We start from the raw sequence: 12,207 nt of genomic DNA, 5'->3' as shown, positions 1-12,207 counted from the left end.
GGTCACTGCGCGAAGAGGTCGCCGACGGAGCCCTTCGGGACCAGGCCGTCGACGTACTACGCAAGTGATCCGACATGCTGCCCTCACCGGTCCAGCCGAAGTTTTGACCAGACCCACATCCGCGACGAAAATTCCTGCTCGGCCGAAGCTGGAAGGGATATCCATGGAATCAGCTGCCACCCCGACGTGGATCATGACAGTCGAGTATGCCGGCGTGTCGCCTGCTTGGCGTGAGGACGACGGCACCACGGATGACTCACGTGTGAACCCGATCGCCATATCGAGAATAGGCGATCGTCTAACCATCCTGAGCGCGGTCGTCGCGGCCGTCACTGAACAAGAGGCCCACGAGATCGGACTGGTCGGCCTCGGACGCTGGGCGCAGCGGATCGGCGTCAGCACACACAATCCGACTGTTGTGGCGCTGTTTGCCAAGGACATCGGATAGTCGGCCCACCCGACGCTACTCCGGCGGTTCGGTGCCCGGTTCGGTGTCCGTTGACTGTCGAATTCCCCTCTTCAGGATCAAGGCGGCCCGCAAGCGGGCCGCGCCGGCCCGGCCCCGGCCTGCTGGCGACCTTCGGCCGGCATCGGCAGGGCCGGCCGGCCACGTTCGCGGACGGCTGATCTTGGAAGACCTCGGGGCTCCGCCCCGAACTCCGACCCTCCTCAGAGATGCCGTCGGCGGCATCTCCTCGCCGGGCACCACCAGGGCTACCAGCCTCCCCGGACGGGGCCAAGGTCGTTCCTTAGGGTTCCTGCGTCTGGATGGTGTTCCGGGCCGCCGGGTTGGTTGGGTGTGGCTCAAGGTCGTTTGCCGTCAGGTGGCCATGGACGAGCGGCCGCCCAGCCAGCCTAGGGCGCCTTGGCCGCTGATTGAGATCTGCGAGTCGTCGCATGCTAAGGAACTGCCGGCGGGGTCGTCCGAGGTGACCTGGATCCGGGTGCTTGGGAGGACGGCTTGGCGCAGGTATGGGTAGGCGTTGACGCGGGCAAGCAGGCTCACCACGCTGCGGCGGTGGACGTGGCCGGGCGGGTGCTGTGGTCGACGCGGGTGGTCAACGATCAGCAGGCGATCGCGGAGCTGCTCGTGCGGGTCAGCGCGGATGACGAGGTGGTGTGGGCAGTCGACCTGGTCGGCTGCGAGACCGCGCTGCTGCGGGCCATGCTGGCTGTTGCTGGTCACCGGGTCGTCTATATCCCGGGCCGGACGGTCAAGACGATGGCTGCTGGGTTCGCCGGCGAGGCCAAGACTGACGCGCGTGACGCGCTGGTCATCGCAAATACCGCCCGGATGCGGCGTGACTTCCTGCCCGTCGAGACCCCGACGGAGCTGATCGCCAAACTCGCGCTGCTGGTCGCGCACCGCGCCGACCTGGTCGAAGACTGGGTCTGCACCGTCAACCGGCTGCGCCGACTGATGCTCGGAATCTCCCCGGTGTTGGAACGCGCGTTGACCTTCACCAACGTCGCGACCCTGATTCTGATCAGCGCGTATCAGACGCCTGAGCAGATCCGCGCCGCCGGTCGCGAGCAGCTCGTGGCGCATCTGCGCCGGCATCGGGCCGTGAACGCCGTCAAGGTCGCCGAGCAGGCCTTGGCCGCCGCGGCTGAGCAGGACCTCACCCTGCCGGGGCAGGACACCGCTGCTGCCCTCGCCAGTGAGCTGGCCATCCACCTGCTGCAACTGCACCAACGGATGCGGGACACCGACAAAGCGATCGAGGCCGCCTTCAGTGACCACCCGCAGGCCGGCATCATCCGCAGCCTGCCCGGCATGGGTGCACTGGCGGCGGCGGAGTTCATTGTCGCGGTCGGGGACCTGTCGACGTTCGCCAGCCCTGATCACCTTGCCGCCTACGCGGGTCTGGCACCGGTGGCCCGTGACTCTGGCAAGCGCGTCGCCAACCTGCGCCGGCCACAGCGTTACAACCGGCGGCTGCGCCACGTGTTCTATATGTCCTCGCTGAGCACCCTGCGGATGAACGGCCCGAACCGGGACTACTACCAGCGCAAACGCGCCGAAGGACGCAAGCACCAACAGGCGCTGATCGCCCTCGCCCGCCGCCGCGTCGACGTGCTGTGGGCACTGCTCCGCGACAACCGCTGCTTCCACCTTCAACCACCAGCGCCGTCAGCGCCGGTATAACGGGACGTCTCGTAACGCCGTCGCCTCGCACTCGCGTAACGACCCCGGCGACCGGGACTGTGCTACTCGCAGTGGCCAGGCATTCTTAGCCTGTGGCAAGACGTGAGGGTGGCAAGCACTACGAGGTCTTCTCCGACTTGGTAGGCGTCGTCTTGGAGGACTCCTGGGTCTTGGACGTAGACGTTTCCGCGACGGCAGTGGTCTTCAAGCTCGAAGCCGCCCTCGCGCCGGAGCACCCTGCCTACCAGTCGGCCGCTGCCAATGAGACGCACTGCTACCGCGAAGCGACATTGACGGTGCGGAGCGGTTCGGCCATCCACGTCCGCCGGTCGACGGCGCCGTTCGCTACCGATGCATCAGGAGAGCCCGACTATGGCCACATCGATACTCTGCACCTGGCAGCCGACCATGGACCCGACGTCTGGGAAATGACCGGCGATTGGGGAGAGGCCCTGGTGCGTCAACCACACGTCGACTTGCAGTTGCGAGCATCCACACGCGGCTGACAAGAGCGACGGGGCGCTGCCCCGCACCCCGACCCTCCCTCGGAGACCGCAACGGGTCCCCTCGGCCGGGCACCGCAAGGGCTGCCCGAGAACCCCGGTCGGATCAAGGCCGAGCCGCTACGCGGTCGCCTACGGCGAGCCTTGACCCGACCGCGAACCCCGGACAGGAACAAGCCTGCCCGACCGAGGAGACCCTGCCCGCCGCAAGGCGCGCTTGACAGCCACCATTGAGACTCGTCCGGTAGGGCGCTCCACCTTGTCCCCGTCCGGGGAGGCTGGACGGTCTGGCGACTGCCGACGAGGAGATCCGCTTAGGTAGCGCGCTGTGGGCGCCTGGCGGCAGTCCATGCGGCAAATACGAGGATGGTTGTAGGGAAACATGGGCCGGCTATCCGACGTACCAGTCGAACAGCTCCCGCCCGGGCGGTGTCGCCATGACAAGCAGCATCACCACGTTGGCGGCGCTGGCAGTCTCCGCTGGGCGAATTCCACAACCTCATCCCGCGATGGCAGCGAGGACCCATCGCCGACCCGCTCAGCGGCGTGACCCGCGTCGCCGGTCACTACTCGTCAAGACCGCGCAACTGGCCGGCGGTCCCAGGGCCCTGAGACGGGGTGAGGAGTCGCGGCGGGATCGTTCGCGGGTTAATGAGTCTGCACTCGGGCCGGTCGTGCCCGTCACCCGCCACCCGGTACCAGGTCTGTTCTGCACCACGTAGGTCAGCCAGGTGGCGCCGAGGCAGGCGACAAAGCCGGTGATCGGTACCTGCACCTTCTGATCGTCGCCGTTCACCGTGCCCAGCGTGATCAAGATGCCGCCGTCCTTGACCTTTGGGCAGCCGTCCCTCGTCTCGATCACTGCCTCCCCGTCGTCGATGAAAGTCACATTTGCTACCGCCGTCAGAGAGGCCGTTACCTGCTGCTGCGTGTTCCGCCTAATTGGAGTGCCCCGCTCATGCTTCCCGAGAGGATCTCCTGCGTCCGGATGGGCCTGATTGAGCACGTAGACCTTCTTGAACGTCCGCGCAGGGAAAGAGTTCTCCGCAGGCGGCGCTCGGCATGCCACTGCGCGACCGAGGCCCGATACTCCGGCTGACCGCCACGGGTAGCGGCGTTGCGGCGCAGCTCCCGCGAAATCGTCGACCCGTCACGCCGGACGAGCCGAGCGATCTCACGCACGCCCTTGTCCTGGGCCTTGAGCAGCGCGATCTCCTCCCGCTCGGCCAACGACAGATACCGGCCCGACGGCGGCTTGAGAGATAGCGGCGGCATGCCGCCACCCTGACGGAACCACCGGGCGCCCACCGGCTGCGACACACCACAGACCAGCGCGGCTTCCTCGCTCGACAAGCCCTCAGCGATTCGCCGCCAGAACTGCCGCTGAACATCCCTGGCGTTCACGTCCGGCCGTCCTGGTGATCGCATCGCCGGTCGGCCCGTCATCGCGGTCACCCAGCCCGATGGTCTTCCCATCCGCACACCCCCTGATCGAGGTGTTGCGACGACCACTGGAATCCGCCTTGACTTCCGGCGTCGGAGTGATGGATCAGCCCGTCGAGCCGGCCGTGCTTACTGTGGCCTTGGCGGTGGCGGGTCCACAGCGCCATCTCCAGCGCGTCCAGCGGCAGCGAGGTCGGCATGCTGGCGGCGGTGCGCCAGCCGACGATCCGGCGGGAGAACACGTCGGTGACGAACGCGGTGAACGCCATGCCCGACCAGGTCGGCACGTAGGTGTAGTCGACCACCCACAACCGGTTCGGCGCGGCCGCGGTGAAGTCGCGCCGGACCAGGTCCGGCGGCCGGGACGCGGTCGCGTCCGGGCGGGTGGTGACGAACCGTTTGCCGCGGCGGGCGCCCTGGATCCCGGCCCGGCGCATGAGCCGCTCGACCTGTCGCCGCGACACCGACTGCCCGTCCACCCCGCCCTCACGGGCCAGCGCGGCATGCACCTTGCGGACGCCGTACGGGCCACGGCCGATCGCCGGATCGGTGGGCACCCGGACGATCTGCGCCAGTACCCGCGCATCGCGCTGCAGCCGCGCCGACGGCGGCCGCTTCTTGTGCCCGTAGTAGCTGTTCGGGGCGATCGTGACCCCGTGCGCGGTCAGCACGCGGCAGATCGGCTCGACCCCGAACCGCTCCCGGTGTTCGTCGACGAACGCCACTACCACGGCAAACGCGGGTCGAGCTTCCGCGCGAAGAACGAGCTGGCCGCCAACAGAATCTCGTTGGCCCGCTTCAGCTCACGGTTCTCCCGCTCCAACTCCCTGATCCGCTGCGCATCACGGGTCGTCGTACCCGGCCGCCGGCCGGCATCGATATCAGCCTGCTTACACCAACCCGCAGAGTGTCCGCGTTCACGCCGGTCCGCTGCCCGATCCGGACCACCGCCGCGTTCAGCGACAACTCCGGATCCTGCTCCCGGGCCTCCTGCACAAGCCGCATCGCCCGCTCACGCAACTCCTGGGGGTACTTCCTCGGTGCTGGCATGACACCACCCTTTCGTGGCTTCAAACCAGTCACCAGACCGGGGACGGTTCACATCAGCAGGACAACCGAAGCAGTCATGAATGCCCGAGGACTCGTGGCCGCCCGAAACGCGGGAGACCGCCCTCCGACGGCAACGGCCATCGGAGGGCGGAGAGCCTTCTCCCTTCCAGTGCTACTCACGCCGGGGGCACACACTAAGACGTGCAGGGCCTTGATCCGTTGGCCCGCGCGTGTGCGGTGGTCGTAATGGATCTCGGCCCCGGGCGGCATCGAGCCCGCGGGGTCCCGGCCTTTGAGTGATGTCGATCTCAACGAGCGGTAGCAGGTCCGGCAACGAGACGTCGTTGGTCGGAGGCGGCGGCGATGTCGCGGTCGGTTCCTACATACGGCGGTTGATCCGCGCGAGGAAATGACCATCGGCATTGCCAGCCGCTCCCGGTCAGCAGGTGCGGGTTGTGGGCCAGCGGGTCGAGGTTGACACGCGCCCGCCGCATCCGGAGAGGTCTGGGCGGCCACGGACAGGTCGGCCGGCGCGAGCGCTTTGTGCTGGGATTGGCTGGAGATGACCTACTCGTCGCGGGGTTGGGCCTGCCAGGATGCTGTTCGTCTTTGGTTGCGGGGCGGTTCCAGAATATGGAACCGGTGTACTTCGGGTTGGTCACAGTCTCGCGGACGTAGGACGTGCTCCACCGGCCCGAGTTGCGGTTCCCCCGATCTGGTGGCTGGTTGTAGACGTGTAGGCCTCGCCGGCAGCGAGGCCTCGCCGCCTTCTCAGTGCTCCTGGGTGAAACCTGGCGGGCCGATCAGCACGAGACGCGCCAAATTCTCATCCGTGCGCGGCAACCAGGTGTACGTCGTCGTCGTGACGGGTCCCTTTTTGGTTTCCACTATTTTCGCCGACTGAACCGCCAGGAAGGTTTTCTCGTCGACCCACAGGTCGATCCCATCACCGCGGGCGCTGGCGTGATCGGCTGGGTTCATCGCTGGCCCAGTTCCACCGCTGGGACTGATGCGCAGATGTAGCGTGGCCACACCGTTCACAACATCATCGCCCAGCACCTCGAACCGGCCGTTGTTAATCGCCTTCTCGACCGAGTCCGGATCGGTCACGTCCAACGCGCCGGGCGGCGGCGCGTTGGTCTCGTGATCTCTGTGCCACGTCTTGCTTTTATAGTCCACGCTGACGACGTCCCGCTTGCTGAAGGGACCGCTCGCGCTGTGAGACTGGAATAGGACCGGGGGACCTGGATTACTGGGTACCTGAACTTGCCCATCTGGTCCGACCGGAAAGGAATCGTAGTCGACGGAGTAGACGTCGTTGCGGTAGCGCTGAGTTGCCGGGTCGTTCCATTGCTCGATGCGCCCGCCCGAGTACACGGTTTCGGAATAGATGACGTAATTTGTGGCCTGGCTCAGCGCCCGGGTGGTCTGCGCCTTGATGTAGGCGACGTTCTGAAGTTGCACGGAGTCGTTCGACGAACCGTCCGGTTGAGGACCGGGCCCGGTCAAGGACGACACGATCGCGATCGCGGCAGCCGTCGCGATCGGAGTGGCGATCGCGGCTCGGATCCTCCACGCGCGTCGCGACCGCTGGCGGCGCAGGATCGAGACGATGTCCGGGGCCGCGTGGACGTCGTCGAGTTCTTCGCGCAACTGTGCGCCGAGCCGGCGGCCGTACTGCTCATCGACGTGCATCAGGACCCTCCAATGGAAGTGGTTGCGGTTGAGTCGGCTAAAAGTTCCCGCAATCTGATCAGGGCGCGTGACGTGTACGACTTGACCGTGCCGGCGGAAAACCCGAGTAGGTCGGCGGTCTGATCGACCGACAGGTCCTCGAAGAAGCGCAGCACGATGACCTCCCGCTGCCGGGTAGGCAACGTGGCCAACGCGCGGACGATTAGCCGTCGGTCCGTGAGCTGGTCGTAGCCGCCATCAGCGGCGGGCAGGTTGTCGGCCCCGGGCGTCATGGACGTCTCCCGCGGGCGACGGAACAGCCGTCTGATTCGGTCCCGGGAGAGGTTGACCAGTACTCGGCGCGCGTAGGCCTCGGGTGCCGCGCGTGCACGAGGCCAGTGCTGCGCAGTGCGCAGCAACGCCGTCTGCAACAGGTCCTCGGCATGTCCGCGATCCCCGGTGAGTAGGTACGCGGTGCGGAGAAGGTCCGTAGAGCGTCGTTCGACGAACGTCTCGAAGAGGGAATCTACTTGCATGCCCATCAGAACGCCGTCTCAACAGGACCCGTTGCCATGGGATGACTCCCGGCTTCTTCGACCGAAGCGACCCCGTCCAGGCCGCCGTGGTGCTGGCCGAGCGGCAGGCGTGTGCGGCGATGGCGAAGCGGGCATGGGCGTACCGACCCAACGGACGATCGTCGCGCCGCTATACGGCCGTTATACCGGAGTGGCGAACGCTTATGTCAGCTATGCCTTGCTGAAAGCACCAATTAGCTGGAGTGAGTTGGCGATGAGAAAGCTCAGTGAAGTTCTTGCGACCGGGATCGCCGGTGTCGTGCTGTCAATTGGATTTGCCTCAGAAGCTCAGGCCAGTCCATGGGAGTTTGCTGGTGCATACTCGACGGATGCCGAGTGTCAAGCTGCGGGCCAGCACGGTATGGCGACCGGTAAATGGCAGGACTACCAGTGCGCGCTGTTCGAAGGCGTGTACGACCTCTATGTTCGAGAACAGTAGACGCATCTAACAGTTAAGTCGGCTATCCGCGCAGGCGCGGATAGCCGACTTACGCCCGGTTAGGCGATAACCGAGACAGTCGTGCACCCGAGCGTGGTTGCCCCCTCTGAATGACACGAGACCGAGGTAGCGCCGACCGGCGGTGAGACCCGTCCACCGCACCGTGATTGGCACGGACTCGCCGATCGCGACCGCCTGGGATGCCGGACTGGCGGCAAGCTTGCCCACCAAAATGGATCACTCCCACTGATCGCCGACTGGCTGACCCGGCGATCCTGAAGGCTCAACCAGGTCGAGGGTCAAGCAGGCGAAACACAACGGGTGCCGCGATGCGCGTGTTGAGCATCCAGCACATGTCCCGGCCCACTCGTCAGCTTCCCGACCGACACCGGCCTGGCCCTCCAACCCAGCTGAACCTAGCCTTTCAAGATCTGTAGCTGCGCAAACACCGCCAACGGAAGTGCGGCTGGAAGACCAACCAACGGCCTACGAACTCCTGCCGGTCTACTCAGCCGTCGCTCGGTACAGCTCCGTCCTCGGGGTTACTTGTTCACGGGCGCGGGGCAAGAGCCACGTGGGGCGACCGGCGATTCGACGAGGGATTGGTTGACTTCGGTGGGGCTGGCAAGCTGGCGGAACCCGTTGCCGAGCACTACGTCGACGGTGTCATCGGTGCGCTTTGGGTCATAATCCCGCTTGGCGTCGTTGAGGAAGTACGCGCGGAGCAGGTGCGCCGAGCCGACCCCCTTCGGGCCGTACCGGAGCACGGCCACCTCGTCGACCCCCTTGGGCGCGTTGCCTTCCTTCTTGACCTGGAACTTGAGGTTGCGGAAGTCGTTCGCGACGCTGCCGGCGAGCCCTTTCTCGTCGGTCGCGTTCAACACATTGATCTTGATCTCCTTGGGTAAACGCAGGGCGATGTCGGCAAGCGGCCAGCCGTCCGGGCAACCAGTGGCGATACCCGCACGGCCTGAGCGTCACGGACCAGCGTGACGACCACGAAGACCACAGCGGTGACCGCCAGCAAACCGACGACAACGAGTGCCCGCACTCGCGCAAAACTCATCTCAATGCTCCCCGGAAAACCATTGCCGTAGCGCGGTAATCATGACGGTGGCCTGGTAGACGTAGTGATCTTGTCGGCTGGCCATGCTGCGGCACTTTATCTGTGATGTGAATCCAGTCGGCATGGCAGTTTGCGGTGGGTAATCAAAGGAGGCCGGGCAGCGGAAGACGTATCGGCCGCCCATGATTCTTCGCGCCGCTGGGCGTGGTGGCGCCGGTACCCGCGCCACCACGCCCAGCGGCCAGCGCTGATCTTCCTCAACCCCACATCGGCGGCAAGCGGGTTGACTCCGCGTTCAGCCGCCGATGCTGGGCCGTTGGGTGTTGAGGCGGTGCCTCACGCCTGACCCGGTCACTCACTATGTCGCCCGGCAGGATTGCAGCAGCCGCCGCAGCCACACTACGTTGAATATCCGAGATCAACTGAATAAAGGATCTCCAGCGGTGCGGTGTTTGTGCCGTAGTGCACGAGGTGGCCATCATGACTGAAGATCAAATTCGCCTCGGGCCTGCTCAACCCGGTCAGCGCCTCGACCGCGACAGGCGCCAGGGCGGAGTGCTCCGAAGTACCCAGCTGGGCCGCTATTGCCTCGATCAAGCGATCCAGAATTCTGTCCGGAGCCTCATATGTCATACGGCGAGGATAGGACCATCGGTACGCTGGGACGCCGGCAAGTCGAGCCCGACGTGACACTGCGTAGCGAGCGGGTCGCGGCAGATGAGGGTGCCGGAACCGCCTGCAAAAAGGCGGTGCATGGTCGATCAGGACCTGGCACGCTGGCGCGATGCCATCAGCCGACGATCTCGCCATCGCGCGCTACGCGCGGATGCGCTGGAACACACCGCTGTCGGAGTCCCACGCCGCCCTCCTACTCCAACGACTCGACATTCCCGCCGGCGCCCACGTGATGGACCTCGGATGCGGCTGGGGCGAGCTCTTATTGCGGGCAGTCGGCGCAGATGGCACCGGCTCGAGAACGGGTACCGGCGTCGACACCGATGACGCAGCTTTGGCGCGCGGCCGTGCCCTCGCCGCCAATCGGTCACTCGACAAGCAGGTGACCTTCCTGAAGCAGGAAGCGGCGGCCTGGCGAGAGCGTGCAGAGCGGGTCATGTGCATTGGCGCTTCACACGCATTCGGAGGAACACGTGAAGCCCTCAGGGCGCTCGCCGATCTCGTCCAGCCGGGCGGCCGGCTGCTGTTCGGTGAGGGGTTCTGGGAGCGCCCACCCACGAAGGAGGCGACAGAGATCCTCGGCGCGGAGATCATGCCCCTCGCGGATCTGGTCGAGCACGCACGATCGCTGGGCTGGCGCGTCCTGCACCTGAGCACCGCCGATCAACGGGAATGGGACGACTTCGAGTCAACGTGGCTCGCCGGCCGCCAGGAGTGGTTGCTGCACCACCCCGAGGATCCCCGAGCCGCAGGGCTTCGGGATGAACTCGATGCCCGCCTACGCGAATACGTCGGCGTCTATCGCGGCGTTCTCGGTCTCGCATATTTCGTACTCGGGCGCTAACGCCCTACTCGGTCAAGCCGCATTGACGCCAGGCACTCCATCGACAGATCCGTATGCGGCCCGGGGTAGCGGCGCGGACGCGCTACGCAGAGTGACGGGTTGTTGTGGTTGAACTCCGCGGCCGCGCCGCGTGAAGCGTCGTGTTGATCGCTCGATCCAACTGAAGTTCGGGACCTCGAGGAGCGCTACCTCTGCCGCGCCTACACCCACCGGCCGCCCGCGTTGGTCAGTTCCCACTCGGCGTCAGCACACTCCGGGTGTCATCTCCGTTGACGACGTCGCTGATATGTAGGGGCCACATAGGCACAGGTCGGGGCAGCGCATGGCCCAATGCAGGTCGGTCAATCCAGCATCGTGCAGGAAGCCAACGTCGGTGGGCCACGGCTCGCGCTGTTCCCAAACCGACATGACTGGGAACGGGCTCGAGTTCATCCCGTTCCCCGACTACGACCTCGAGATCCGCAAGGTCATCTTCTCCACGAACGCGATCGAATCGCTTAATCGGCGCCGTACGCCTGACCGGCGTCACCAACATCGTCGCCGCCAACCGACAACACGCCCGCGACAGCAACCGACCACTGGCCCTACTCGGCATCACCTGGGGACTTTGCCGGGCCTGCCGCGGGCCCGGAGTGCATGCGCCGTATCCCATCACGGCCTCCTCGGGACTGTAAGACGAACGGCACCTCTCTGTGTCAAGCGGTCGGCGACAGGGAGGTCTCCAACTTGTTTGATCGTTGGTGGAGATCGTGGTCTGCAGTCATGATCTTTGAGGCCGTGGTTGGGATCGCTCTAGTTACGCCTGCCGCCTTCGGGCTGGCTGCCGAACGGCCTGCGTCCCGGCCGCGGCCGGCGGCGAGAGTGGCTCGAGAGAGGTCTGTTTAGCCCGAAGTTGGTCTGCCCTCCTCGCCGGTTCAAGCACCCGTGCTGTGGGCTGTCATGAGGAGAACGCATGCCCTCCGCTCTGCGCTGACGCCTGCTCAGGTTGTCATCGCAATCGATCCGCACTAGGCGTCGTGGACCGCCGGCGCGGTGGACGCTCGACTCCAGTCGTTGGCGTCCATCCGCGTTCCGGTCAACCGCGATGGCTACCGGCAGCTACGCCGCTTCTTCCGCCGCTGGCCCGACGCGGTTTGGGCGATCGAAGGTGCCTCTGGGCTCGGCGCCCCGCTGACCACACGGCTGGCCGCCGACGGTGTGGAGGCGGTCAACGTGCCCGCGAAGCTTGCCCGTCGGGTCCGCCTGCTGTCCACCGGTCGGGCAAGAAGACCGGGGGACGGAGCTGATCACCGAGGCAGCCCGCGTCGTCGTCATTGGTCACTCTTCAGGTCGCCCAGCGGGGGCTCACCGGGAGTCGTCGGATGGTAGCTGACCTCCCACGTAGCGGATCCGGGCATTGCTTCTAGCGCACGGACACAGATGGCCTCGACCGTGGCAGCGGAACTGCCGCGATCAACGCTGGCGCTGAAGAAGACTGCCTTGACGCCACTGCCGGTTACCTGCACCCGAATGTGTTCGATGCGGTCATCGGCGCGAGTGTGTAGCCAGAAGTGGTCTCTCCAGTCCTCGTCGGTCAGCCGCAGTTCCTCCCCTTCATCGGCGTGCACTAGCAGCATGATCATCAACATGAATTCGGTCCTTGTAGCCTTACGGTCGCCGGCGCCCTCGACCCCATTCCGGCTCATCTCAAGTGCCCGGGGAGTGGACCGGCACGTCGACACCGAGTTACGTGCGACGTCCCTGATTATTGACCGCGACGCGGCCCGGTCGTGCGTCGGCTGGCGCTTCC

At 65.8% G+C, this 12,207-nt stretch carries 10 protein-coding genes, 4 pseudogenes and 1 other annotated feature; of the genes and pseudogenes, 6 read left to right on the top strand and 8 right to left on the bottom strand.

The genetic code is table 11. The annotated features are described in order from the left end of the window. Positions 1 to 163: 163 nt before the first annotated feature. The 3 genes from GA0070609_RS16685 to GA0070609_RS16675 all read left to right on the top strand — a co-directional run bounded on the left by GA0070609_RS16685 (position 164) and on the right by GA0070609_RS16675 (position 2,655). On the top strand, positions 164 to 448 hold the full coding sequence (locus GA0070609_RS16685; RefSeq protein WP_157748220.1) for a hypothetical protein: 285 nt from the start codon (positions 164 to 166) through the stop codon (positions 446 to 448). A gap of 513 nt (positions 449 to 961) precedes the next feature. Next, positions 962 to 2,149 (top strand): IS110 family RNA-guided transposase, encoded by a 1,188-nt coding sequence (locus tag GA0070609_RS16680; RefSeq protein ID WP_088994636.1) that lies wholly within the window; start codon positions 962 to 964, stop codon positions 2,147 to 2,149. Between the two features lie 92 nt (positions 2,150 to 2,241). Next, entirely contained in the window at positions 2,242 to 2,655 is a 414-nt protein-coding gene (locus GA0070609_RS16675; protein ID WP_088994635.1) for a hypothetical protein, read from the top strand. A gap of 535 nt (positions 2,656 to 3,190) precedes the next feature. Here GA0070609_RS16675 and GA0070609_RS33330 read toward each other — a convergent pair. From GA0070609_RS33330 to GA0070609_RS16655, 5 genes and pseudogenes are all read right to left on the bottom strand, one after another. After that, a complete protein-coding gene (locus GA0070609_RS33330) occupies positions 3,191 to 3,541 on the bottom strand; it encodes a hypothetical protein (protein WP_157748219.1) in 351 nt (116 codons plus the stop codon). 152 nt (positions 3,542 to 3,693) lie between these two features. Beyond that, positions 3,694 to 4,128, bottom strand: a pseudogene (locus GA0070609_RS16670) (helix-turn-helix domain-containing protein); the annotation flags it as partial. Next, positions 4,104 to 4,829 (bottom strand): annotated as a pseudogene (locus GA0070609_RS16665) (IS3 family transposase); the annotation flags it as partial. The pseudogenes GA0070609_RS16670 and GA0070609_RS16665, both read right to left, overlap by 25 nt. Next, positions 4,734 to 4,864 (bottom strand) — a sequence feature (AL1L pseudoknot). Its footprint overlaps the pseudogene before it by 96 nt. A 1,052-nt stretch (positions 4,865 to 5,916) precedes the next feature. Next, positions 5,917 to 6,840 (bottom strand): hypothetical protein, encoded by a 924-nt coding sequence (locus GA0070609_RS16660; protein WP_088994633.1) that lies wholly within the window; start codon positions 6,838 to 6,840, stop codon positions 5,917 to 5,919. Next, positions 6,840 to 7,361, bottom strand: a complete 522-nt coding sequence (locus GA0070609_RS16655; protein ID WP_088994632.1) for a SigE family RNA polymerase sigma factor — start codon at positions 7,359 to 7,361, stop codon at positions 6,840 to 6,842. The genes GA0070609_RS16660 and GA0070609_RS16655 overlap by 1 nt, the downstream gene beginning before the upstream one ends. 127 nt (positions 7,362 to 7,488) lie before the next feature. Between GA0070609_RS16655 and GA0070609_RS33320 the strand changes: the two genes are divergently transcribed. Then, on the top strand, positions 7,489 to 7,833 hold the full coding sequence (locus tag GA0070609_RS33320) for a hypothetical protein (RefSeq protein WP_157748217.1): 345 nt from the start codon (positions 7,489 to 7,491) through the stop codon (positions 7,831 to 7,833). Positions 7,834 to 8,375: 542 nt separating this feature from the next. Here the strand turns inward: GA0070609_RS33320 and GA0070609_RS16650 are convergent. Both GA0070609_RS16650 and GA0070609_RS16645 read right to left on the bottom strand, forming a co-directional pair. Continuing rightward, positions 8,376 to 8,884 (bottom strand): annotated as a pseudogene (locus GA0070609_RS16650) (LytR C-terminal domain-containing protein). Between the two features lie 414 nt (positions 8,885 to 9,298). Next, entirely contained in the window at positions 9,299 to 9,532 is a 234-nt protein-coding gene (locus GA0070609_RS16645; protein ID WP_088994631.1) for a hypothetical protein, read from the bottom strand. 151 nt (positions 9,533 to 9,683) lie between these two features. Here GA0070609_RS16645 and GA0070609_RS16640 point away from each other — a divergent pair, with 151 nt between their 5' ends. Together GA0070609_RS16640 and GA0070609_RS33315 are read left to right on the top strand one after the other, a co-directional pair. Continuing rightward, positions 9,684 to 10,418, top strand: coding sequence for a methyltransferase domain-containing protein (locus GA0070609_RS16640; protein WP_088994630.1), 735 nt, complete (start codon positions 9,684 to 9,686; stop codon positions 10,416 to 10,418). Positions 10,419 to 10,842: 424 nt separating this feature from the next. Next, positions 10,843 to 10,926, top strand: a pseudogene (locus GA0070609_RS33315) (transposase); the annotation flags it as partial. An 802-nt stretch (positions 10,927 to 11,728) separates the two neighbouring features. Here the strand turns inward: GA0070609_RS33315 and GA0070609_RS16630 are convergent. Further along, positions 11,729 to 12,046: a hypothetical protein gene (locus GA0070609_RS16630; protein WP_157748216.1), complete on the bottom strand. Its 318-nt coding sequence runs from the start codon at positions 12,044 to 12,046 to the stop codon at positions 11,729 to 11,731. Positions 12,047 to 12,207: the final 161 nt, after the last annotated feature.

Origin of the sequence: Micromonospora echinaurantiaca (assembly GCF_900090235.1) — a bacterium.
GTDB lineage: Bacteria > Actinomycetota > Actinomycetes > Mycobacteriales > Micromonosporaceae > Micromonospora > Micromonospora echinaurantiaca.
Note: the sequence above shows the minus strand (reverse complement) of the source record. Positions and strands in the feature narration are given on the sequence as shown.

Coding starts and splice junctions, on each gene's coding strand:
- GA0070609_RS16685 (WP_157748220.1), top strand. CDS start 164: ATGGAATCAGCTGCCACCCCGACGTGGATCATGACAGTCGAGTATGCC.
- GA0070609_RS16660 (WP_088994633.1), bottom strand. CDS start 6,840: ATGCACGTCGATGAGCAGTACGGCCGCCGGCTCGGCGCACAGTTGCGC.
- GA0070609_RS16655 (WP_088994632.1), bottom strand. CDS start 7,361: ATGGGCATGCAAGTAGATTCCCTCTTCGAGACGTTCGTCGAACGACGC.
- GA0070609_RS33320 (WP_157748217.1), top strand. CDS start 7,489: ATGGGCGTACCGACCCAACGGACGATCGTCGCGCCGCTATACGGCCGT.
- GA0070609_RS16645 (WP_088994631.1), bottom strand. CDS start 9,532: ATGACATATGAGGCTCCGGACAGAATTCTGGATCGCTTGATCGAGGCA.
- GA0070609_RS16640 (WP_088994630.1), top strand. CDS start 9,684: ATGCCATCAGCCGACGATCTCGCCATCGCGCGCTACGCGCGGATGCGC.
- GA0070609_RS16630 (WP_157748216.1), bottom strand. CDS start 12,046: ATGTTGATGATCATGCTGCTAGTGCACGCCGATGAAGGGGAGGAACTG.